Raw genomic sequence first — 23,991 nt, 5'->3', positions numbered from 1 at the left:
CCTTTCAATGATGGTTGACCTTTATAAAAGGCACCTCCTTGTCATAGACTGTTTTTTGGGACACTTTTATATTTCCCATATCCAAATAGCTTTGATCAGCTGAAAATCTATAACCTGAAAGGATCAGAGTTGAATTTCGAAAAGAAGGAAGAAGTTGGAATGGACTTTTACCATCAAACAATAACTAGACAAAAAATGAAGGCAAAGCTTTTGATTGCTATGCCTTCAGCCGTATCTAGATGAGAGCCACGTTTGTTGCGTGTGGTCCTTTCTCACCAGGTTCAACTTCAAAACTTACTTTTTGCCCTTCCAACAGGGTCTTAAACCCATCAGACGAAATCGAACGGAAATGGACAAAAATATCCTTGCCATCACTATCTTTGGTGATAAATCCAAAGCCTTTATTCTCGTTAAACCATTTTACTGATCCAGTTTCTCTGTCAGACATATATACCTCGACTAATCCTATAGGTTAAGGCTCTGGTAACTAGAGCTATTTCATAGTCACTCAAGAGGGCTGTCGCAGAAGTTAAACGAAAAATTTCGAAAATAACTGTGAAAGGAAACTTGTTTTATAATGAAAAAATAACTCAAATTCGCGGAGCTACTTTAAGTATAAGCCTTAAATTGAAAAGAGTTAGTTTAGTCTCCGGTCATATTTTAATTTGGCTGTAATGTTATGATTTTAAAAAATATTAGTAAGTTTCTAATGCGTTAGCTAACAAAAAATGACTTTATGCCGACTGCGAGCAAATAGCCGAAGTTGCAACTAGCTGGTTTTTGCGATACTTACAATGCTAATTTAACTAGTGCTGTTACTCACTTTTGTCTATTTTATGCTGACTTGTGTAGTATCATTGTTTCTTTCATAGCCAACGTGGATGCTGTGCGAAATTCAGTCAATCATCAAAATAGGATTATATGTGAGCAAGTTACCTAAACCGACACAAAAGCAGAAACAACTTGGTCTTAATCCGAAAGGAAAAAGGATTAAGCGGATACCAGAAGAGTTGAAGAGAAAGGATGTCCGCAAACGAATAGAAGATATTGAGGAACAAAAGAAGTGGGATAAGGAATGGGGATTGTGAGTTCAAGAAACCTCTCTGAACTTATCAATACGACACTCCTCATGCATTCTGAAAAACTGAGTAACTTGGAAAGAGACATGCTTGCAGGTTTACTCGACCAACTCTACTGTGAACAGGCTTTGACAGACAAACAAATTAAACTGTGTCAAAGGCTAATACGAAAAACTAATCAAGCCTGTGTATTTATCGATGACACTCCAAACGAACCGTGATTGCTAGGCAATGTCAGTCTTCGATGTTATCAACCCAGCCTTGCTCAAGCGTCAACCGAGTCAGAACTTGATCCATTAAATCTTTGATTTCAATTTGATCAGTACCCTCTGGCGCATGATGCTCTGCTGAGCGCTTTGCGTTCGTTAGGTTTTTCATGAAGATAGCTTCGCTATCCATCACGGCGTGTCTCACGTTGAAGTAAGTGACCTGGTAGGTCGGCATAGTATTATTCCTTCTGTGGGGGCGTGAAGATGTGATGCTTTCAATATAGCACTTTTTCATGCTATAGCGTTCTAACTGACTTAGCCTTCTTGATTAAAATTGACTAGTCAAATCACTGATTATCAAGAAATATGAACGCAAAGCCTACTTCTCTACCTTCCAATATGATGATGCGAGTTCGACTCTCGCTGTACGCTCCAAATCCACAAACCAATGCGCACTATGACTGACATTTATCATCGCCCACCATTGTTTAAGCAACATAACGCCGCTCTCGCTATGATGTCCCTCCCAGACATGTCGTGGGTGCTAATGATGCTTAGAGATTATCTATTGAAGAGCACGGTCTTTCAATGGGCAAATATTGAGCATGCCTTAAGGGGAATAGTGCAACACCCATACTTTTCCTAATACCTAATAGTCTAAATAGAGTAAATTTCCTAACCAACTTTTGTCCAAAAGCTTGCTGGCGTAGTTCAAAGCAGACACTTGCTTTGGGTTACTCGACTCCAAGTAACTTTATTGCTATGTTTCGCAAAATATATGGAGAATCTCCTGCGCGTTATTTTTCTAGATGCCGTGCAGAATAATGTGTTGACCGGCTGAGGGAAAAATGAAAACCAAAATAATAATGTCGTTTCTACTCGCTACATTGTGTGTCAGTGTCAGCGCCAGTACGAATGAGCCGAAATACCATTCTGCGCTAACAGTCAAAACGGCATTCAGTGAAGACAGAGACAAGCCTGTGGAAGTCTATTATTGGTATCCCACAACGAACGGAAAAACCAACTTCACGTTTGGTAGGGGTAACATTTTTAAATCAGTCGAAACGCAGTTAGATGCCCCTTTAGCAAGTGGAAAATTTCCCGTTGTGCTTTTGTCGCAGGGCGGAACACGGTCAGCATTTTCCCACAGTGGTTGGATAGCCTCGAGCCTGGCGCAACAAGGTTATGTCGTTGTTGTACCAAAGCCTCCTGCACCAAAGAAATCAATGCAGAAATGGCTGTTGATGAAATCACATTCAGAACCAGTGATTTGGTGCTTGGGCTGAACGAATTAAGTTCGGTCGGGATACTGTCCGGAGGCGTAGATACTGATGCAGTGCAGGGTGTCGGCTTTTTTTCTGGGCGGGACATCTATGCTGATGCTCTCCGGAGCGCAAATAAGCCCGGAAAAATATCGAACATCGTGCCACAACGTCACCAATGTAGACTGTCATTGGTTACGTGAAAATAACGTTGATATTACCAACATCCCGGATCAAAAATTCCCCCGATTTCAGTCTGAAAACAAACTGAAATCGGTCGTCGTTATCACCCCTGAGCTAACAAAAACTTTTGTCCCTGAAACTCTGGCCTTGATGAACAATAGCATCACCTTGGTGATGCTTTCTGATCGGCTACATCCCGCACTGACACCAGCCGAATCACTCGTTGCTCTTCCCAATGTGACATTTCAAGAGATCCCCAGTGCGAGTCAGTTTAGTGCGTTCGCAGAATGTACTGAGCGTGGCATTAAAATTCTCGCATCAGAAAGGGAGGAAGCACTTTGTCAGGAGCGTGACGAGGTTTCCAGAAAGGATAATCACCAACAAATTTTGGATGTAATTCTGGCTAGGTTAACAAAGTCATAAGAGTGCAACAATGCGGTACTTTCTTACACATTGTCTGCTTGAACAAGCAAAGCGAGGAATAAGTTTTTCAGGCTTGTCCCCACACCATATTACAAGACCTACTAATGACGGTATTATTTGCCCTAATTAAGTACTTGTACCAGCATTTTAAAACTTAGAAGAACACACAAAATACCAACGATTTTCTTAAGAACTTTATTTGGGAAATACTCTGCGCAACGCACTCCGAGGCTAGTAGTTAAGTAGCTGCTAATGGAGAAGCTGATCATTGCAGGAAGGTATATGTATCCTAATACTAAGTTGTTCCAATCTGTATTTTCCCATCCGTTTAACATGTAACCGAGGCTTCCTGATAGCGCGATAGGGAAACCTATCGCAGCAGAGGTGCCAATAGCTCGTTTTACCTCAAAATTTTGCTGGACAAGATAGGGGATGATCAACCCCGCACCGCTTATAGAGACAAGTGCTGATACAGAGCCAATCACAGAGCCTACAGTGATGTTACCGATAGCCCCATGTGGGTTCGGGTTGTACTCATTTTCAGTGTTGAGAAACATCTTATAAGCTACATACAACATGAATACGCTGAAAAACCCTGCCAGATAGATCCCCTGTAGATACGATGCTACGAATGTGGCGCAAAATGTTCCGACTAGAACTCCGCTCAACATTTTTACTACCATTGTCGAGTCTACATTCTCTTTTTTGTAGTGAGCGCGCATGCTGCCCAATGTTGTAATAATCATCGAAGCCATTGATGTCCCTAACGCAAGATGGACCACTTCTGTATCAGCTATTCCCTGTAGTGAAAATAGAAACGCAAAAATAGGGACGGCCATTCCACCACCACCCACACCAACGAGTCCAGCGAGAAAGCCAATGCCCAAGCCTGCTGTAATGTAATAGATAATAAAGATAGGTTCGTTCATGATGGTTCTGCCTTCGATAAAATGGTCGTTGCTAAAATGTTACTCGAACGCTAACTTGCTATGGTAACGTTAAGAGGACAGAAAATAATGAATAATGGTCAAAATGGAATTGAGTAAATAAAGTGACAAACTCTGATTACAGCGAATGGAAAAATGGCGCCGCTTTGATCGCTAAGGAGTGGCAGCATGAAAGGAGCGACTTCAACCATTTGGAGCAACGGCCACATAATTGGCACAGCCATCATCGAGGCCAGTTACTGTGTATAGATGAAGGGCTAATTCAGGTCAAAACCGATGAAGGAACGTGGATACTACCACCTCACCGAGCTGGTTGGATCCCCCCAGGTGCGATGCACAGTGTTTATTTTTGTGGTTCTCTGAAAGGTCGTTCATTACTGTTTACTCCAGAGAGTTGTGAGCGGTTTCCAATGAGACCTTGTGTGATCCAAATGAGCGATGTGTTGAAAGCCTTATCGGTTAGAGCATCGATATGGAGCAAAACAGACGATCTATCCATACAGTCTTTACGTATTCTTGCCGTAATATCTGATGAAATCGTCAATAGCCCTCATGAGTCACTCCACATCCCACAGCCCAGAGATCCGAGACTGCAAAAAGTTACTCAAGCAATTTTAATAGACCCAAACAGCAAACATTCTGTGGAGCATTGGGCAAATATCGGGGCCGTCTCATCTCGGACGTTAAGACGATTGATTCGAAGTGAGTTAAACATGAGTTTTAGTGAATGGCGGCAACAAGCACTGCTAATACATTCGTTAGAAATGATGGCACGCGGAGAATCTGTAGGAGCGGTTGCACATGCTTTGGGTTATTCGACGCCCAGTAACTTTATCGCGATGTTTCGTCGGGTCTATGGCGATTCACCCACGCGTTACTTTTCGAGTCGTGGCATATAGTTGCCAAGAGCTTACCTAAATTAGGTTCGTTTTTATGTACTGAGGCTTTACATACATTTACTCACCCAACATAAGCAAGTGCTTCTAGCTTCTTTCTGCCCCAAATGAGCTGAAATCAATTTCGAAGTGGATAATAGATTTCAAGATTTTTAAATATTTAATCTAATGGAAGGCAAGACCACACTCCTACGGTTATTGACAACATAAAGGGGGGGGGAGAATGTTCATTCCTTTGCTTTAAATGTACTTCAAAATTACCCGTTCAACTTGTGCCATACAGGCTCTTTATCGTCTCCCTCAACCACACGATTTTAGGGTTCTTGTTATTGCGTTTGTGCCAAATCATAGTAAATGGAATCAGTAGCTTGTGCTGATAATCTTCCGCAATGGGGATAGGCAACGCTATTAAGTTGGGGTGAAGCTGTTCGCAGTATCGCTGACAATATTTTGGTGCTGTGGTTAACATTTGATGATCGGGCTTTTCTGCAACAAATAAAGCTTGTTCGAAACTCGCCATCGTTAGGCTAACGTTTCGAGTATATCCCTGTTCAGCCAAGATCTCATCCAATGCCCAACTGTCATTTTTCTCCCATGCTACATTGATGTGGGCATAGCTTAAGAAAGTATCCAAATTCCACTCTTGCTTGAGCGCAGGATGATCTTTGCGGACATACACCATAGGTAAATCCGAAAACAGCACTTCGAAATTAATAAAATACGGGAGCAGTTCTAACGACTCTTTGGAGCGAGGATGGCTTTCACGGCCAGTAAAACCAATATCCACTTCACCGCTGGTAATGGCATCTAACGAGTCGTAATCCCAGTTATGGAACTTTACCGTTGAGTCTGGGTAAAAATCATGGATTCGTTTGGTCAGTTCATCCGCCATGATGAGTGACAATGGCGACTCTACTCCAAGATGAAATTTAACCCCGCTTGGCGCATCATCACCTCGGTGTGAAACAATCTGGTTACCGATCTGCATCCAGTCTGACAAAAGCACTTGCACGTTTGTCGCGAGATTTGTTGGTTTTAGGCCTTGCGGCGTATTCACAAAAAGCGGGTCATCAAACCAAGCGCGCAATTTGCCTAAAGACTTACTCACGGTTGAGGGAGTTACATTAAGTTTTTTCGCCGTTTTAGTAACACTCTGCTCTTGCAGTAGCAATTGCAGAGTGAGCAGTAAATTAAGATCAAGTCGGGCAAGAGATTTCTTCATGAGGCTCACTAACGTTCTGATTTGGAAATAATAATATTATGGAGAGTCCAATAACGCTACTAGCAACCAACGCTATCATTAACATCATCACAGCCGACACACCTAACGTCGCCATCAACCAAATGTAAAGTGCAGACCAAGAAACCTGACCTATGCCAAGCATAGAGCTTGCAAGTCCAGCTTTGCGTGAGAATTGGCTTAACGCTTGACTCATCGCCACACCAAACCCCATAGGGAAACTCATGCTGAGCAGAGTGAATCCTACCATATAAAGTGTCGGACTATCGCTATTCAAGTGAGCCGCGAGAATAACGATAGCCGACAGGAAATTGGTCATCTGTGCAGCGAACATCAATGTGGTTTGTTTGAAGTAAGACAAAGCAAATGGGACTGAAAACGATGCCGTCATACCTACCATCGCGAGTAGTGCCATCGTGGTTGAATATTCGCCTCGAGTAAAACCAATCGAATCCATTATTATCATTGGTGACGTATTTACATAAGAGAGAATCGCTGTGACGCCTAAAGATGTATAAATAACGCGCGATATAAAAAAACGGTTATATAGTGATTCGTTCGAATCTTCACTCATATCTAAAAGTGTGCGCTTGGTTTTAGGCAAGGTTTCTTTTAAGACAAAGCAAGCAATTAAGCCTATCGCAATACCCATCATCGCCATGGCAGTGAATAACACGGGCCACGGAAACTTGATCATAATCAGATTGCCGATCACGGGGGCAAGTACTGGGATAGAACAGATAATTCCATTGAGCATCGACAGAATCTTAGCTCGCTTTTGCTCATCCAAAGTGTCGCGCAAAATGGCAAAGGCCACTACATAGCAACATGCGGCACCTACACCTTGGAAGAAGCGCATTATTAGGAAGCTATTACTGGTCTCAGCAGAGCCCGCGAACATTGATGCAAGGGTAAAAATCACTGCACCGCAAATGGCAACAGGTTTGCGTCCAAAACAATCAGCAGCTCGCCCAACAAAAACCATCGTCGATGCTAGACCAGCGAGGTAAATAGAAAAGGCAATATGAAGTTGTGATTCGCTCGCAGACAGGTCATTGGCGATTTGTGGTAAAGCAACCAAGTAGAGATCTATTGCCGTAGGATAAAGCAACACAAAGGCGAAGCTACATATCAGATATCGGGGTAAATTAATTTGTTCCATTACTACCTCGTGAAGGAATTGGGCTTACGAGGATGATATGCAACATTACTCATCTTGGCGCGTTACCTTTCTGACAACAGGTATTTCCATATACGACATCAGCAACGATTGTGGCTACAGCAGTCAAACGTACACTGAGAAGAACCTGGTATCGGGCGAAAGTAATCTATACAACCGAGTCCACAACATTAGCTAAATAGATAACGATGGACATTAGTGACCTGGAGTTTTCTCAAGCTGTATTAAGCTCTCAACACCGCAGGGCTAAATAGTGTGGTTAAGCCTTTGATTCGGATGTGGCCTGCCTTTGCAATCTCTTTCCCCAAAATACAATGTATTTTGCTTTACAGGAATCAGAAGGCCTGACTCTTTTTCCCTTTGTTCGTCGCGAACGCTACCACCGTGAGTCGCAGAGCCTTGGTTATCGAAACCATTAACTCATGTTAGTGAAAGGAGATTCCTGCTCTCTACAGTGCTTCTCTCACCAATATTCTGTTTGGGCCATTATCGCTAACATCCAGACACGAAATAGCATAAGATACACGGCCTTTACTAGCACTGAGCCACTCATCGTAATGACAGATAAAACACAGCAAGCGACATTTGCCGATCTTGGCCTGATTCCAACCTTAGTCGAGCGACTAGAAGCGTTAGAATACAGCCAACCGACGCCCATTCAATCTCATACCATTCCTTATATCCTTGAAGGGAAAGATATTGTTGGCGGTGCCAATACTGGCTCTGGTAAAACCGCTGCTTTTTCGCTGCCAATTCTGCAAAAAATTGTTCAGCAAGACGAAACAAATCATCGCCGTGGTAACTTCGTTTCTCACCTGATTTTAGTTCCAACTCGTGAGCTGGCATCACAGGTGGCATACAACGTCAAATCTTACTCATACCATCTTAGAGATAAGATCAAAACGGTTGCCGTATTTGGTGGTGTGTCGGTGAACCCACAAATGCTGGCGCTTCGTGGTGGCTGTGACATTATTATAGCTACGCCAGGTCGATTACTTGATCTGGTATCCAGTAACGCGATTAAGTTGGACCAAGTAAAAACGCTCGTGCTCGATGAAGCTGACCGTATGTTGAGCCTCGGATTTACCGAAGAACTCAATAAGATTCTTGCGTTACTGCCAGAGAAGAAACAGACGCTGCTATTTTCTGCTACTTTCCCTGATAAAGTCACGACGCTGTCTCAGCACTTGCTCCGCGACCCTGTTGAAGTTCAGTTGCAGAGCGCAGAAGCCAGCACTTTGGTGCAACGCGTGTTTAGTGTAAATAAAGGTGAGAAAACGGCGGTACTCGCGCACTTAATCAAACAGCATCAGTGGCGACAGACTTTGATTTTTGTGAATGCTAAGAATGCCTGCAACCATTTAGCTCAAAAGCTGTCAAAACGCGGTATTACTGCTGAAGTTTTCCATGGTGATAAAGGGCAGGGCGCTCGTACTCGTGTACTTGACGGTTTTAAGTCTGGCGAGATTCAAGTTCTTATTGCCACCGATATCGCAGCACGTGGCCTTGATATTGAAAAGCTGCCAGTGGTGATTAACTTCGATCTCCCGCGTAGTCCTGCTGACTATATGCATCGAATAGGGCGTAGTGGTCGTGCTGGTGAAGTGGGTCTAGGGCTATCTCTTATCGATTACGATGACTATCACCATTTCAAAGTGATAGAAAAGAAAAATAAGTTCCAACTTGAACGTGAGCAGGTAGAGGGCTTTGAAGTGGAAGACGACCAAAGTGAAGCCTACTTTTTACCGATGAAGCCGCGTGCAAAACCAGCAGGTACAGGGAAAAAGAAGAAAAAGCGCAATCAATAGAAAACGTAAACTACATGTGAGTTTACTTATGGGAGGCGCTGGAGAAGGGGGCGCACTAGCTTGAGTATTTTCTTCTAGCCATTTCTTTAAAGAACAATAGAGCCTTGCTGGAGCTACCAGTAGGGCTCTATTGCTTTTCAAGATAATGTGCTATCGACGCGTCGGACGTCCACGAGGTGAACGTTTTTTAAATGCGGATGCAGCTTTAGCTTGTGACTTGAGGATAGAGTCAACGGTTAGCGGCATTGGCTCTTTAGGTTCAAGACCATGAGGGAAAGTACGAGCTCTCGGTGGTAAATCATATTCTTCTTCACTTGCGCGTGGCATGCGCTTAAAGCGATAAAGGTAAAAGTTTTCTAATTTTTCTCTCGCCCATTCGGTCTTCTTTAAATACTTCACACTACTTGCAATCGAAGGCTTAGTGTTAAAGCAATTAAAGCGCATTGCTGTATCTAGAATGTCCCAGCCATAAAAATCCACCAACTCTTGCAACATAGTTTCTAGCTTTAACCCGTGCAGTGGGTTGTTTCGTTGCAGTTCGATTCTTTCTTCGTCAGTCATCATTTTAGGGGCCTTACTCATCAAAGGGTGGAGTTTAGCAAAGTATACATTACAGAGATATCTATAGTTAGGCTGCGAGGATTTGGATTGCAACTCGATTTGATGTTGTTAGTGCGTACTTGCATGAGCAAAATTAACCAATTACCTGTGTGAATACGGATATGTTTTTTCTACCTTGAAAAGCACAGGTGGAGTTGCGGCTGTTCCTCTTCTTGAATTGCTGTTCAAAAACTCTCACTAAAGATCAGCGTATTCTAATGTAATGTTAAATCTTTGTGTAATAAGTGAGATTTTTGTTGTTCTTTTACTAATGTCTAATATTCCTACCGATAGCAATACGTGCTTAATAGGTTCAAATCAAAAATTAGCCATACCACTTTCTTGGTGTGGCCTCGATGTTTGATGTGGGTGTTGTCTCGTATTGGTCTGTATACCAAGCGAAACTCTAGTTGGCATAGTTCAACGTTGAAATATAACAAAGGATAGCTCAATGTCTGACTCAAGTAAGACCTTTTACAGGGACGTGCGTAAAAAACCGCATGAATTTGAAAGTCGTGAAGACTTTCTAAACCATGATTTAACCATCATGAGCTTTCGTCGCTGGGGTATTCATTTGCCATCACGTGATTACAGTATTGAAATCGAAGACTGGGTGCCTGCATTAGCCGCAACCATTGGTAAAGTGGTGATGGTCACCGCCATGGTTGCTGCATTTGCTGCTCAGTTCGGCTTATCTCCGGAGTTCGTTGCAGAAAACGTGCGTTACGAACTGCTTATCGCGGGTGCTCTGTTCGTTATTCTGTTTTCTGCCATCCTAAACCCGAATGCAAACTTAGCCGGTACTCATGGCCCAATGATACCGCTGATTCCTATGATTGCTGCCGCAGGAGGGCATCCTCTGGCGCTAGGTTTGATGGTATGTGCTTTTGGTTTAATTCTCGCTTTGACTAAAGGTGGTTCTAAACTCATGACCCTGACTGGCATTGGGGTTAGAGGAGGGTTACTGATCTACCTAGGCGCCGTTGGGTTGCTCGGACAGATCAATAAGACTGAGGCGTGGGCTGCGAGTACAGACCAAGGTTACATCTCGTTTGTGGTTATTGGTCTAACGGTTATGGTTTATGCCTACCTAGCTAAGATCAACAAGCGTTGGTTGGCAATCCCACTGTGTTCTGCACTCGCGGGTATTGTTGCTTATTTGATGGGCGCTGAGTTTGCTTTTACCACAGAGCCGGGCCTGCCTAATTTCAGTCCATTCTATTGGTGGGGTGAAAATACTGGCTGGCAACTAGGCTGGCCAACCCTGGAGCACTTTATTGCCGTGACTCCATTTGCTCTACTGGCAGTCGCTATGTGGTCTCCTGACTACCTAGGCCATCGTGTGTTTCAAGAACTTAACTATCCAAAAGAGGCGAAAGGCGTACTAATGGATGTCGACGACACTATGGTCGGAGCGTCTGTTCGTCAGGGGGTTGGTTCACTATTGGGTGGCGGTAACCTGGCTTCTTCTTGGGGCACGTACATGATTCCTGCCGCCATTGCCAAACGTCCGATTCCAGGCGGTGCGCTGCTAACGGGTTTCATGTGTATTGCTGCGGCAGTCATTGGTTACCCTATGGATCTAGCGATGTGGGAACCTGTTCTGCGCGTTGCTTTGATTGTCGGTGTATTCTTACCACTTCTTGAAGCGGGTATGCAGATGATCCACAAGCATAAAGATTCACTCAGTGCAGGTATCTGTATTTTTGCCTGTGCATTCGTTAATCCAGTCTTTGGCTGGGCAATCACGATGCTACTGGATAACCTTGGACTTATCGGCGACCATGAGCGTGCTAACGAACTCTCGCGAAAAGATAAATACCTGATTCCTGGCACTGCATTTATCGTTTGTGCAGGTTCGCTTGCTGTCGTTGGTCAGCTTCCGGGTATTCCTGCTCTGATCGGTTAATCGAATTATGTTCTAAAGGACTAGTTGGAGTGGTAAGTAAGATGGCTTTCTCAAGCTATGCCTATTTCTCAAAAGTAAAAGGTTTGGACTGTGTAGTTAAGCCTTCAAAGCGCATGTAGGGAAAGTAAGGCGCAAACAAAAAGCTACCTAGTAATAGTAGCTTTTTGTATAGACAGTTAGCCTACCAAACAGGGACTAAACAATTGATTCAATGCCGTATTTTGCGCCGTAGTGTTCAACGACAAAATCAATGTCTTTGTCACCGCGACCGGATAAGTTGATCAGAATTGAGCCAGTTTCTCCTTGCTTCGCGAGTTTAATCGCGTAAGCGACAGCGTGTGCGGATTCAATCGCTGGAATAATCCCCTCTTCGCGAGACAGTTCAAAGAATGCATCAATCGCTTCGTCATCGGTGATTGAGCCGTAATTGACACGGCCAATGTCTTTTAAGTAACTATGCTGAGGCCCAACCGACGGGTAATCCAAGCCACTTGCTACAGAGTACACTTCCTGAGGTTCGCCTTGCTCATCTTTAAGCATGTAAGACTTAAATCCGTGCATGATACCTGGCTCACCGAGTGTGAGTGTTGCAGCATGCTCGCCAACCTTTTTCAAAGAGCGGCCCGCGGGCTCGACGCCGTGAATAGCGACTTGTTCATCGTCTAAGAAAGCAGTAAATAGCCCCATCGCATTAGATCCTCCCCCAACACATGCAACGAGATTATTGGGTAGCTTACCAGTCATTTCTTTGAATTGAACACGTGCTTCGTTGCCGATAATTGACTGGAAATCTCGTACCATTTTAGGGAATGGGTGAGGGCCAACGACGGATCCTATCGCGTAAAGTTGTGTGTCAGGATCTTTTAAGTAGGCTTCGAAGGCAGAATCAACCGCTTCTTTGAGAGTCTTGCGCCCGTGAGTAGCAGGGATGACATTGGCACCAAGGATTCTCATACGGACGACATTCGGGTGCTCTTTGGCAATATCAACTTCACCCATGTAAATATCGCACTTCAAGCCAACCAGTGCGGCGGCTGTCGCAAGCGCGACACCATGTTGTCCTGCGCCAGTTTCAGCAATCAGTTTCTTCTTACCCATCTTTTTAGCGAGAATGGCTTCTCCTAAGCAGTGGTTAATTTTATGTGCGCCTGTATGGTTTAAGTCTTCGCGCTTTAGGTAGATGTCTGCTCCGTATTTCTTAGACAAGTTTTCCGCATGGAAGATTGGGCTAGGTCGTCCAACAAAGTGCTTATACAAACGAGCAAGCTCCGCTTTAAATTCAGGATCTTTGCTGCATTCCTCATAAGCTGCGTTGATGTCACGCATGATTTGTTCAAGCTCCGGCGGCACGAAGCTACCACCGTATTCACCAAAGTATCCTTCTTCATTGGGCATGGTGAGATCAAACGAGTTTTTCATTATTTACATCCTAGTTAACGAAAGTATTGATACTTTTATACCCAAAATTTGGAAGAGGTTGTGTGATCAGTTGCTTAAATCAGAATTCGCGATCTAGTGAACTAGTTAAAAAGTACAATTTGTATGGTTGGTAACGGGTTGGATACAACATAAGGAGGGGTTTAAGAGGCGCAAAAAAGCCCCGAGAGATCCTAGGCTGTCATAAGAACCTCTCGAGGCAAACAGAGTGCTGGAAATACACTCTGCGATGGTGTCTGGAAACAAAAGTTAGATTCGTTTCCTTTGCCAGATATTAGGGTTTTAGAATGAGCTGATGTCAGCGAAATGTCACAAGTTAATCGCGGTATCTAAAGCTTATTTTTTATTTTTGAACAATGGGTTAGAAAATAGACTACAACAGACTAACCTACCGTGTGTTCTGCATCTTTTAAATTGAACATGATCTTTCTTTGTTTCGAATCGACGTCTTTAACCAACACGTGCACTTTCGTCCCTAAAGTAAACGTGGTGCTCTGGCAGGAAATTTTTTGTTTGACTGCATCAAATTCGAACTCACCATTTTGGAAACTTGATAAAGGAATGAGACCTTCGATTCGGTTTTCCTCTAACTCAACAAATACTCCGAAGTGTGTGACTCCAGACACCGTCCCCATGAAGTGTTGCCCGATAAATGGCTTCATGTAATGACATTTCAGTGCTGACTCAACCTCTCGACTCACTTCATCTGCCTGACGAGATTGATGCGAACAATGCACGCTCAGTTGCTCGATTACTTTTGTATCGTAAGGGTAGTTGTTCGCAGCACCTGTCAATTGACGAATAGGTTTTAGTTTCATGAGCAGACTGCGTAGCTTGCCTGTTTTTTGCTCTCGAAGTTTAGCGCGAATGGCGCGGTGAACGAGTAAGTCTGGGTAACGACGAATTGGCGAAGTAAAGTGTGCGTATGCGTCATAGGCTAAACCGAAGTGACCCATATTCTTCGGCGAATACTCGGCTTGACTCTGAGAACGTAGCAGTAGGGTACGAATCACATCACACTCATCCAAATCTCGCACTTGTTCCAGTAATGCGTTGTAGTCATGAGAAGTTGGTTTATCACCACCCGCAAGCGTTAGCCCTTTCTCTGCAAGCATCATTCTTAATGAAGACAGTTTTTTCATCTGAGGACCAGAGTGCACGCGGTATAAGCTCGGTATTTTTTGTTGCTGCAAAAATTGAGCGGTGGCAACGTTGGCACACAGCATGAATTCTTCGATCATTCGGTGGGCATCATTTCGAACTACCGGAACGATGGACGCGATTTTCTTTTTATTGTTTAACGTGAATGAAAGCTCTTGCGTGTCAAAATCAATGGCACCACGGACTTGACGTTGACCAGATAGGTTCAAATACAAGCGATGGAGATTCACCAGATGCTGTTTAATGTTTTGCTTTGGGTTCTTACCTTGGTATTTTTTTGCTTCCGTTGATTGGGAAACAATGCGGTAAGCTTCGTTATAAGTTAAACGAGCATGCGAGTGAATGATCCCTTCAGAAAACTCTGAATCTAGCATGTTACCTTCGTCGTCAAAGGTCATCTCACATACCATAACCAATCTGTCTTCATTCGGGTTAAGCGAGCACAAACCGTTAGATAATGTTTCTGGTAGCATTGGTACAACGTATCCGGGGAAGTAAACGGACGTTGCACGAGATTGCGCCTCAAGATCTAAATGGTCGTTTGGCTGAACGTAGTGAGATACGTCTGCAATCGCGACGAATAACTTCCAATGCCCATTGTCCATTTGGTATGCGTAAACGGCATCATCAAAGTCTTTCGCGTCGTCCCCATCGATAGTGACGAACGGTAAATCTCGATAATCCACTCGTGACGTTTTGTCTTTTTCTTCTACGTGATTGCCAAATGCGGAAGCAGCGTGAAGAACTTCATCATCCCAATGATCATTGATGCCATGTCGACGTAACGCCAATTTAACTTCAATCCCTGCTTCTCCCGGACGCCCTAATACTTCAGCCACTTCAACTGTTGTTGATTGTCTGTGATCTGGATAGGCAGTGACTTTACAATGAACGAGTTTACCGGCACTTTTGGTGATAAGATCATTTGGTGTGACATGAATGGTTTGAGTCAGTTTCGCGCTTTCTGGCACTAGATAGAAGTTCGAACCTTTTCTCTTTAACAAGCCCACGATGTGGGTTGTTTTTCGTTCCACTATTTTGATGAAACGATGATTTGAGCGTCCTTGATGCTGAGCATTGCCTTTCAGAACCAGTACGATATCGCCATCAAACACATGAGTAAGTTGGTGTTTAGGTAAGAAAAGGTCTTTTTCATTACTGTCGTAAGTGACAAAACCAAAGCCGTCTGCGTGAATGCTGACCTTTCCAGAAACCAAAGCGGTTTGATCGACTTTTTTATAACCACGGCGATGCGTGAAAATCAACTGGCCATCGCGCTCCATAGCGCGTAAACGTTTTTTTAAAGCGTCTTTTTGTGGTTTCTCATCTAAGCCAGTAGAGCGAGAAATTTGCTCGTGACTTAAGTGATTTTTGACTTTATCGAATAGGCTAAGGATAACGTCTCGGCTAGGGATAATGTGCTCGTAATTATTAGAATTTATTGATTGTGCGGATATATTTAATTTCATTTTTTTCTCTTATATTCGCCAATCGCTTTTATTTTATAAACTTTATTTATATGAGCAAAGCATGAGGCGAAGTGATTCAGATATGAATCAGATTAATTTAATTCCAAACTGGAATTGCAAGGTAGGTAGTGTGATTACCTAAAGATGTATACCAAAGTGACTTTATTGAAAGTGATTAATGACGGTGTGGGAGAGGTAAGTGATTTGGGTATATAAACTTAGATAGAGAATAGTAAGGGCGGCAATAAGTGGAAGGGGATTGTGGCACCAACAACGTTGATGCCACACAAAGAATTACAGTGCAGTTACTTCAGCAGCTTGTAAACCTTTGTTACCTTGTTCAACAACGAACGATACTTTTTGGCCTTCAGTAAGAGTTTTGAAGCCTTCAGAAACAATAGAACGGAAGTGAACGAATACGTCATCACCGCCATTGTCTTGAGAAATAAAACCAAAACCTTTAGTTTCGTTGAACCATTTTACTGAACCAGTTAATTTATTAGACATAGATACCTCTATATTTGATTGTTTTAAATATTGAATTTTTAGCTAATATCAAGTGCTACTATATGATTTTAGAGATAACTATTTTGTCGCAGGAACGTAAACGAGGAATTCGATGTGGAACTGAGAGAAACTTTGATCTTTAATTACATTAATAGCTCTTTCCGTAAGAGCTGATGTGCAGTATACCGACAAAATTAATAAAGGCTAGCCTTTTCTTTTTTTATTTTTTAAGTACACCAAGCGCATTGCATTCAAAGCATACGCTTGGTGTAATAAGACGGTATGGTGTTATAGATGGTGCTGAGCGCTTAGTGTTTTCTGGTTGGGCCGTTACGAACGATGTCTTTACCATTGTCATATACGTGCTGCGAAACCCAGCGGCCAAGGAGCAATTGGTGCTTTTCTCCTAATACGGCAACAAATGGACGGCCATCGGTATTAGAGGTGGCTAGCGCAACGCCAGTGACACCTTCAAGACCCAGAGCGCCGCTTTCTACTAAATGCAGAAATGCCTCTAACTCTTCAATCGTTTCGATTACATGGTTATCAATATTCATTGTATTCAATCTCTTCGAATTGCATTGCGGTCGCGTACTCTACCTAAGTTAAGCGTGGAAACCAAGTTTCTGCGTGAGTCATGTAATGAGAGAGCCAAGCCCTGCCACTAATCATCGATAGTTAGTCTCCATAGTCCGGAACTTGTGTAGATTCAATAAAGGTGACAACCCTCGCTGGTTAGACATGAGTCACATAATGTTGTCTGGTTTATGTCAACAATACTTTTGCTATTGGATGGGGTGAAGGGGAGTGCAATAATTTGTGAAACTCTTTTCCTAAAGGCTGTTATGAAGAAAGTCCTGATTACCGGTTTTGAACCTTTTGGTGGTGACGCCATTAACCCCGCCTTAGAAGCGGTCAAGCGATTAGAGGCTGCGGCAATAGAAGATGGCATGATCGTTACTTGCCCAGTTCCTGTGATTCGGCATGAGTCAGTGAATACCGTTATTGATGCAATAGAAGCGCACCAGCCAGATTGTGTGATTACCGTTGGGCAAGCGGCCGGACGTGGCGCGATCACCCCAGAGCGTGTCGCAATTAATGTGGATGATTTTCGTATACCAGATAACGCTGGTCATCAGCCGATTGATGAACCCGTAGTGGCTGACGGCCCAGATGCTTACTTCTCGACACTGCCGATAAAGCGTATTGTTCAAACGCTGCAAAAGCAGGGGATACCTAGCCAGATTTCTAACAGTGCCGGAACATTTGTATGTAACCACCTTTTTTATGGCATCCAACATTATCTAAAAGACAAACCTATTCGTCATGGGTTTGTTCATATCCCATTATTGCCAGAACAAGCAGTAGATGGCAGTCAGCCTTCCATGTCTCTGGAGATGATAGTCGAAGGGCTAAGGCTGGTGGCTCAAGTTTGTATTGCCAATGAAAACGACATATTGGTCAGCGGCGGGTCGATTTGCTAGTAAGTGTTTTACAGTCCACTAAGTGTCTGAAAGCTAGTAATAAGTTCATCGTTTGATGTTGTAATAAATGTTAGCTTTGTCAAATTTCACAAGTAGCGAAAGGAGTAGCATTGAATAGTCAGGTTGGATGTTGTTCAAACTGGCACTTCCCTAATACAGGAGGTATTAGGGGCTACCCTTACGAAAGGCGAGTTATCATGAAAAGCAACAAAAGTAAGTCAATCGCACTTATCTCTGTCGTTGTTTTCGCATTGGCTATCGCTGCGCTTAAATTCGAAAACACGCTCGGAGTTCTTCCCATCGTAGTCGCTATTATCGCGTTTTTTACCTGCGTCATTTACACCAGTATGTATCTTTCTGATATGAAGCGTTCAGAGTTGATAAGTCACTCTGATCATTCTCAAAAAATGTGTACCCACGCATCACGCAATGAGCTTGATGAGCGCGATAAAAAGCGTTGAAGCGAGTCACATTCTCCGTATACTTTGCTGGAGCATTAATGCACTAACGTGTCGGAGATAAGCATGTCAAATCGAGTACCAACCAACATACTGACCGGATTTTTGGGTGTCGGTAAAACGACCACGATTTTAAATCTACTGAAGAACAAACCGGAAAACGAAAACTGGGCGGTTTTGGTCAATGAATTTGGTGAGATTGGCATCGACGGTGCATTGATGACCGACCAAGGTGCGCTGATTAAAGAAGTGCCGGGTGGCTGTATGTGTTGTACGGCGGGCGTGCCAATGTCGGTCGGTATTACCGCGTTACTGCGCCAAAAACCGGACCGTTTATTGATTGAGCCGACAGGCCTTGGTCATCCAAAACAGGTTATCGCGACGCTTACCTCAGAACAGTATGAACCTTACGTTGATCTAAAAGCGACGATCGCTCTGGTTGATCCGCGTAACTTAAGTGATGAAAAGTACCTTTCTAACCAAAATTTCGTGGACCAGTTAGACAGCGCAGATGTGGTTATAGGCAGTAAGGTTGACCTTTGTACCAGTCACGACATTGATGTGTTTAATGACTGGGTGACGGACCAATCTCCCTCAAAAGTATTCAGTAAGCTTATTCATGATGGTGAGTTACCGATAGAAGTCTTGGATATCGAACGGGTTTACGGCAGCGCTTCTTCCCATATCGAGTCACATCATCATGACCATGCTCACCAAGAGCCTCAATTCCAGTTGCCGCCAGGTGAAGCCTTTGTGCGTAAAGAGAAGAAAGGGCAAGGGTATTTTAGTTGCGGGTGGTTGTTTGGGGCAGAGTACACGTTTGATTTTGATAAACTCTTCTCAATGCTTTCGGACTTAACGGCTGAACGTGTTAAAGCGGTGGTCAACACGGATCAGGGGTGTTACGCGTTTAATGTTGCCAACCGAGTCGTGTCGGTGAATGAAATCAGCTTAGAAGGGTTTGAATCACGATTAGAAGTGATAGATTCTCAGCTGTTGCCATGGGATGAGCTTGAGCAAATTCTCCTTCAGCTGTCTGGCATTAAGCGTTAAATCGAACAAATATTAAACGGAAACGGTGAGCCTGCAATCTGTCTGCGTTCGCCGTTTTTGCTTTGGTAGCGTTTCAATGAGAAAAGTGAGATAAATCACTCAAATTCGGGTATAGTGCACGGCTAAATTTTTAAAGCTATTTTTAGTGGTTTGTTTAAGGAATACGCTCAATGTCATTTTCATCTCAAGGTTTTGCGCCAGAAGTGGTTAAAGCACTGGCAGAATGCGGTTATGAAAAGTTAACGCCAATTCAACAGAAGGCGATTCCAATGGCTCGCAAAGGCCATGATATTTTCGCTACAGCACAAACAGGTACTGGTAAAACGGCTGCGTTTTCTCTGCCTATGATTCAGCAGTTGTTAGACAGTAACCGTAGCGCTTCTCGTAAGACTGCTCGTGCACTTATCTTGGCTCCAACTCGCGAGCTTGCTGAACAAATTGCTGACAACATCAAAGCTTACACGAAGTACACCAATCTGTCGGTGGCGGCGATTTTCGGTGGCCGTAAAATGTCTTCTCAGGTTGCGGCACTGGAAAATGGTGTTGATATCCTTGTGGCTACACCTGGTCGATTGGAAGAGCACATCGAACAAGGTAATGTCTCGGTGGCGCACTTAGAGTTTTTGGTGTTTGATGAAGCAGACCGTATCTTGGATATGGGCTTTATTCATGCAGTTCGTAAGATCATGCTGGATGTGGATACAGATCCGCAAATCATGATGTTTTCGGCAACGACTTCAAGCCAGCTAAATCTGTTAGCGAAAGACATTCTGCGTAAACCAAAACGTATCGAAGTAGAGCGTGCAAATACTACGGCACAAACAGTTGCTCACGTGCTATATCCAGTTGATCAAGAGAGAAAAACGGAACTGCTTTCAGAGCTAATTGGTCGCAAAAACTGGAAACAAGTGTTGGTATTTGTGAACTATAAAGAGACCGCAAACGAAGTGGTAAAAGAGCTGAAACTTGATGGTATCAAAGCGGTGGTTTGTCATGGTGACCGTGCTCAAAGTGCTCGTCGTCGTGCGCTAGAAGAGTTTAAGTCCGGTAAAGCACGTGTCATGGTGGCTACCGATGTCGCTGCTCGAGGTCTAGATATTGAAGACTTACCTCACGTTGTGAACTATGACATGCCTTTCCTAGCGGAAGATTACGTTCACCGAATTGGTCGTACGGGCCGTGCAGGTAAACAAGGTCATGCTGTTTCATTTGTAAACCGAGATGAAGAGCTCACGGTGGTTCAGGTTGAAAATCTAATCCAGCAACGCATTCGCCGTATTGAGCTTGCAGGCTATGAACCAAAACAGCGTGAATCTTACATTGAAAAGCTGCACTCAAAACCAGCATTCAAGAATCGTCAAGGTCGTCGTAATAATCCGAACCAGTCGGCAACAGACCAAGGGTCGGCAGAGCGTCGTCTTGCTATGGTGAAGCGCCTGAAAGCGCGTCGTGGCGCAAAGTAAATTACACAGTTTGTGTTAAAAGAGCCCCTCAATTGAGGGGCTCTTTTTGTTTGCCGTTTCGTGTTAATTTAGGCCAAGCATATTGGGTTCACCACGATAAATAATGCGATCGTTTCCTCGGTGAATACCAAACGTAACAATGACGGGTGGGTTTTCCTCTTCACTTGTAGAGCTATCCCAGTCGTATTTCAGCCAAGGGATGCGATTGCCTGAGCTGTCTAAATCTAGGTGGAATTGTATTTGCTCGCGCGCTGAGTCAATTTGGCTTGCAACGATATCGGTCATCCTGTCAATACTCATCGTTCCAACGCCAGAAAGCAGGGCGTTGTTTGCAGGCGCATGCGACCAAATTGGCGTGCTGAAGTAATATTCACCATTCGCCGTTGTTGAGCTGTCATCGAAGTTAGTCGTAAATCGACCATTTTGCCAAATTTCCACATCAAGTGGCACTTTGATCATCATGCCTTGGTTGCCACCCACATCTTGAAAGTTCAAGCGACCGAATCGAATATCTGGTTGTTGTGTGAGCACTTCGCTGTTATCAAAGAAGTTTACCTCATCAACGGCTTTAGTCGTGACTATACCTATTTTGCTAATATCACTGTTAGTCCCATTATTAAATGGACCATCAGGGTATTGTTTATCGGTTGTGTTCTTTTTCCAACATGGGCTATTGTTACAAGTCGCGTTGGTTGAGGGCTTCTCGATAACAAACGTTCCAACACTCGCGCTACCCAGTAGTTTCCAGTCTACCTTCTTAGGCTTAGGCGGCAAAAACCGTTCGGAGTATGAGCTTAGCTCGCCTAAATCGAAATGTTGTTGAAGGTTAGATGAAAAGTGGACGTAGTTCTTCACGTTTTCTTTATTCGCATTGAGTGCGACAACATCGTAAGTGACTTTTTCAAAAGGTTGATTCATGTAAGCAAAAGTTTGGCCATGTGGGTAGTGCCATCCTTGGTCTTGCACTTGAAAATATTTTGGGTAAAAACGACCGATGTAACGATAGCCTTCGTTAACAGTCATACCTAGATATTTACTTTCTAGGTTTGTTTTTACTCTCAAGCTCCCGACTTCTTCCCAATATAATCCATTAAAGACGAATTGATCATTCTTGGCTGAATTATGCGCCTGAGCCAGTGAGTAACTACTTTTTAGCAATTTCGAGGTTTGGTTCGCTGTCTCTGATGGCGTATGTTGCTCACTCGACAAGACAACGGATGCCGCTGGAGCGTCATCAAGCATAAAATTACGGGTGATAGAGGCATCACAATAACGTGCTGATTCAACAGAACCACTTACAGAGCCGTCAGTTTGCCAAATGATCGGCTTCACTGTTAGAGAGAAAAGTTCTCCGGCGGCAATAAACCCATCTCCTTGTTCAGAGGTGCCAGAAGGCAAAGCACGTTGGTTGTCACAGATAGCCAGTGTCCATGGTCGCGAGTACACATTAAATGTTCCTTTCACTTCCACTTTGCCTTCTTCTGGGCACTCTTCAAATCCCTCACATTCAAAATGATCGGACAATGTCACTTCAAATATGCCGGACTCGTTCGTGATAAGACCATGTTCAGACAAGCCGTCTTTAAATTCCGCTGAATAGCTAAAGTTTCCTTCACTTCCTCCTAATGGTTGAACCAATGGATGAAAAACCTTAGGAGTACCATTGTAGTTGCTTGCCACTACAGGTTCGCCTGTGGAGGCACAAGCCAGCAATCGCGTATGCACGTTTTCTGGTTTACCTGCAATAACGCGTATTTCATTTAAAGTGGCGCTTTTCGTCTTTGAGTAGGCCTCAAACATAAATGGCGTAAACATAAAGCTAACCGTTTGATGCTTGCTGGTGTCTTCTGCCATAGTGAAAGTCAGCGTGTAGTTAGTACCTAACGCGATGGTATCAATATCGTTCGGGACCACTCGAACAACGAGCTCACCATTGTCGTCAGACATAAATTGGTTTGCTTTTAATGTCTGCTGACCTTTGATCACCTCTAAAGTGAACAAGTCAGGGTGTGATAGGGCGGCACTGACTTCTGCGCTTACAATTTCTCCATTATTGGTTGTTGTTGCTGTAAATTGCGGAAGATCGTCGCCGCACATCAGTGCCATATCGTCCGATGGTGTGACGCTTAGGTCGAAGTCGTTCTCTGATGGAGGTTGCATGCTGCAATTCGGAACATCTTGAGGGGTGATCGGACAGACCTGAGAGGAGTAGTGACAATCGGTGTCGCCCAATCCACAGTATTGCGTGTATTTGTTGTCTTGTGCTTTCGTTTGTGCACTTCCTGGCGTTTGTTGGATTTCACCACAAACTTGACTTGGCTGATTTGGAGCGTTATTGAAGTTCAATGTTTGGAAGTATTTAATTGCTGTAGTAGAGCCATAGAACGAACCGTTCAATGCGGCAGATGCTCCTTTAGTCTGAGTAGTGCCGTAAACCGCCATGTCATCAATAAGCAGAGAACTGTGCGCCACAATGTCACCGACGACGAAATGTCGTTGGAGAGGGTTCTTCGTCTTGAGATGCAATTGATGGCCTTTTGATTCAATGGTGCCACAAACGTTAGCGTTGAATATATCGGTCGTGCTGTGTGTCGAAATATCACCAATAATGGTGTTGTACGCTCCATCAATGTGAAGTGTCGAACCTGTTAGCTTAATATTCCCGTCTATGAGAATGTTATGCAGCTTTGTTGGGTAAGCCGATAGAAGATCACCATAGATAACAGTGTGCTTATTTTGGTAATCGTCAATGCTTGAAGCTTTCTCATTGTTAACCGTTAATCCGGTAGCGAGTGCGTGTAGAGAGATACGCTTATTGGGTTCACCAATCGTATTGTTCCCCTCTAACACAATGCCATGAGCTGCTTCTAGCGTTATCTCTTTTTCCGGTAATGAGGAGACAATTTTGTCACCTGCGGGTAGGACTAGTTTCCCTGTACAGTGATAAGTCGTACCATCACTTCCGATACTAAAACTCTTGTGTGAGCAAAGTTGACCTAACTCAGATAGATCTTTGACGTCATAAGTGGTGGCGTGTGAGGCTAGCGGTAAAACAAGAACCGAAGCGAAAATACTGCAAAGACGCATCATCAAATGTCCTAAAAAAGTGGAACAAGATGGCATCAAGCGAGCGTGAGCAAGTGCTCACAGAAGTTGAAATGTCGGCGGTGTTTTTGGTTTTTAATCCGCTTACTTATTGAACTTTGGCTATTTTTATTTCGTA

General features: G+C 43.7%; 22 protein-coding genes. 10 read left to right on the top strand and 12 right to left on the bottom strand.

Features of this window, described 5'->3' with window-relative positions:
• Positions 1–235: 235 nt before the first annotated feature.
• Positions 236–448, bottom strand: a complete 213-nt coding sequence (locus FKN16_RS10200) for a cold-shock protein (protein WP_005378997.1) — start codon at positions 446–448, stop codon at positions 236–238.
• Between the two features lie 475 nt (positions 449–923).
• Between FKN16_RS10200 and FKN16_RS10195 the strand changes: the two genes are divergently transcribed.
• The gene (locus tag FKN16_RS10195) at positions 924–1,088 is read left to right on the top strand and encodes a hypothetical protein (protein WP_165603430.1); all 165 of its coding nucleotides are present in this window, start codon (positions 924–926) and stop codon (positions 1,086–1,088) included.
• A gap of 225 nt (positions 1,089–1,313) precedes the next feature.
• Here the strand turns inward: FKN16_RS10195 and FKN16_RS10190 are convergent, their stop codons facing one another.
• A complete protein-coding gene (locus FKN16_RS10190; protein ID WP_005378991.1) occupies positions 1,314–1,523 on the bottom strand; it encodes a hypothetical protein in 210 nt (69 codons plus the stop codon).
• 815 nt (positions 1,524–2,338) lie between these two features.
• Positions 2,339–2,659, bottom strand: coding sequence for a hypothetical protein (locus tag FKN16_RS24545; protein ID WP_249370534.1), 321 nt, complete (start codon positions 2,657–2,659; stop codon positions 2,339–2,341).
• Positions 2,660–2,661: 2 nt separating this feature from the next.
• Here FKN16_RS24545 and FKN16_RS24540 point away from each other — a divergent pair, with 2 nt between their 5' ends.
• A complete protein-coding gene (locus tag FKN16_RS24540) occupies positions 2,662–3,156 on the top strand; it encodes a hypothetical protein (RefSeq protein WP_249370533.1) in 495 nt (164 codons plus the stop codon).
• A 122-nt stretch (positions 3,157–3,278) separates the two neighbouring features.
• On the opposite strand, the gene FKN16_RS10180 is transcribed toward FKN16_RS24540, so the two are convergent.
• Positions 3,279–4,085 carry a sulfite exporter TauE/SafE family protein gene (locus FKN16_RS10180; RefSeq protein WP_006742023.1) on the bottom strand — a complete coding sequence of 269 codons (807 nt, stop codon included), beginning with the start codon at positions 4,083–4,085 and terminating at the stop codon, positions 3,279–3,281.
• Positions 4,086–4,207: 122 nt separating this feature from the next.
• On the opposite strand from FKN16_RS10180, the gene FKN16_RS10175 reads away from it, so the two are divergent.
• A complete protein-coding gene (locus tag FKN16_RS10175; RefSeq protein ID WP_170902612.1) occupies positions 4,208–5,002 on the top strand; it encodes a helix-turn-helix transcriptional regulator in 795 nt (264 codons plus the stop codon).
• Between the two features lie 262 nt (positions 5,003–5,264).
• Here FKN16_RS10175 and yidZ read toward each other — a convergent pair whose 3' ends face one another.
• Together yidZ and FKN16_RS10165 are read right to left on the bottom strand one after the other, a co-directional pair.
• Positions 5,265–6,221, bottom strand: coding sequence for an HTH-type transcriptional regulator YidZ (yidZ, locus tag FKN16_RS10170; RefSeq protein WP_085569282.1), 957 nt, complete (start codon positions 6,219–6,221; stop codon positions 5,265–5,267).
• Positions 6,196–7,401, bottom strand: coding sequence for an MFS transporter (locus tag FKN16_RS10165; RefSeq protein ID WP_170902611.1), 1,206 nt, complete (start codon positions 7,399–7,401; stop codon positions 6,196–6,198). Before FKN16_RS10165 ends, yidZ begins: the two co-directional genes overlap by 26 nt.
• Positions 7,402–7,438: 37 nt before the next feature.
• On the opposite strand from FKN16_RS10165, the gene FKN16_RS10160 reads away from it, so the two are divergent.
• Together FKN16_RS10160 and FKN16_RS10155 are read left to right on the top strand one after the other, a co-directional pair.
• Positions 7,439–7,597, top strand: a complete 159-nt coding sequence (locus tag FKN16_RS10160; protein ID WP_164665753.1) for a hypothetical protein — start codon at positions 7,439–7,441, stop codon at positions 7,595–7,597.
• Between the two features lie 379 nt (positions 7,598–7,976).
• Positions 7,977–9,227, top strand: coding sequence for a DEAD/DEAH box helicase (locus tag FKN16_RS10155; protein WP_170902610.1), 1,251 nt, complete (start codon positions 7,977–7,979; stop codon positions 9,225–9,227).
• A 150-nt stretch (positions 9,228–9,377) separates the two neighbouring features.
• On the opposite strand, the gene FKN16_RS10150 is transcribed toward FKN16_RS10155, so the two are convergent.
• Positions 9,378–9,791: a VF530 family DNA-binding protein gene (locus FKN16_RS10150; RefSeq protein WP_005391068.1), complete on the bottom strand. Its 414-nt coding sequence runs from the start codon at positions 9,789–9,791 to the stop codon at positions 9,378–9,380.
• 487 nt (positions 9,792–10,278) lie between these two features.
• On the opposite strand from FKN16_RS10150, the gene FKN16_RS10145 reads away from it, so the two are divergent.
• Positions 10,279–11,736, top strand: a complete 1,458-nt coding sequence (locus tag FKN16_RS10145; protein WP_085344663.1) for a DUF3360 domain-containing protein — start codon at positions 10,279–10,281, stop codon at positions 11,734–11,736.
• 195 nt (positions 11,737–11,931) lie between these two features.
• Here FKN16_RS10145 and trpB read toward each other — a convergent pair whose 3' ends face one another.
• From trpB to FKN16_RS10125, 4 genes are all read right to left on the bottom strand, one after another.
• A complete protein-coding gene (trpB, locus tag FKN16_RS10140) occupies positions 11,932–13,155 on the bottom strand; it encodes a tryptophan synthase subunit beta (protein ID WP_170902609.1) in 1,224 nt (407 codons plus the stop codon).
• A gap of 401 nt (positions 13,156–13,556) precedes the next feature.
• Positions 13,557–15,803, bottom strand: a complete 2,247-nt coding sequence (rnr, locus tag FKN16_RS10135; protein WP_170902608.1) for a ribonuclease R — start codon at positions 15,801–15,803, stop codon at positions 13,557–13,559.
• Positions 15,804–16,097: 294 nt separating this feature from the next.
• Positions 16,098–16,310 carry a cold-shock protein gene (locus FKN16_RS10130; protein ID WP_005375644.1) on the bottom strand — a complete coding sequence of 71 codons (213 nt, stop codon included), beginning with the start codon at positions 16,308–16,310 and terminating at the stop codon, positions 16,098–16,100.
• A 308-nt stretch (positions 16,311–16,618) separates the two neighbouring features.
• Positions 16,619–16,867, bottom strand: a complete 249-nt coding sequence (locus tag FKN16_RS10125) for a hypothetical protein (RefSeq protein WP_005375646.1) — start codon at positions 16,865–16,867, stop codon at positions 16,619–16,621.
• 288 nt (positions 16,868–17,155) lie between these two features.
• Between FKN16_RS10125 and pcp the strand changes: the two genes are divergently transcribed.
• From pcp to FKN16_RS10105, 4 genes are all read left to right on the top strand, one after another.
• The gene (gene pcp, locus FKN16_RS10120; protein ID WP_170902607.1) at positions 17,156–17,794 is read left to right on the top strand and encodes a pyroglutamyl-peptidase I; all 639 of its coding nucleotides are present in this window, start codon (positions 17,156–17,158) and stop codon (positions 17,792–17,794) included.
• Positions 17,795–17,991: 197 nt separating this feature from the next.
• Positions 17,992–18,255, top strand: coding sequence for a hypothetical protein (locus FKN16_RS10115; protein WP_005391057.1), 264 nt, complete (start codon positions 17,992–17,994; stop codon positions 18,253–18,255).
• A 63-nt stretch (positions 18,256–18,318) separates the two neighbouring features.
• The gene (locus FKN16_RS10110; protein ID WP_170902606.1) at positions 18,319–19,305 is read left to right on the top strand and encodes a GTP-binding protein; all 987 of its coding nucleotides are present in this window, start codon (positions 18,319–18,321) and stop codon (positions 19,303–19,305) included.
• Positions 19,306–19,475: 170 nt separating this feature from the next.
• Positions 19,476–20,768, top strand: a complete 1,293-nt coding sequence (locus FKN16_RS10105) for a DEAD/DEAH box helicase (protein WP_005386186.1) — start codon at positions 19,476–19,478, stop codon at positions 20,766–20,768.
• A gap of 63 nt (positions 20,769–20,831) precedes the next feature.
• On the opposite strand, the gene FKN16_RS10100 is transcribed toward FKN16_RS10105, so the two are convergent.
• Positions 20,832–23,858, bottom strand: coding sequence for a DUF6701 domain-containing protein (locus tag FKN16_RS10100; RefSeq protein WP_170902605.1), 3,027 nt, complete (start codon positions 23,856–23,858; stop codon positions 20,832–20,834).
• Positions 23,859–23,991: the final 133 nt, after the last annotated feature.

It is taken from the genome of Vibrio sp. 11-4(1), assembly GCF_013048625.1.
GTDB classification, from domain to species: Bacteria; Pseudomonadota; Gammaproteobacteria; order Enterobacterales; family Vibrionaceae; genus Vibrio; species Vibrio diabolicus.
Note: the sequence above shows the minus strand (reverse complement) of the source record. Positions and strands in the feature narration are given on the sequence as shown.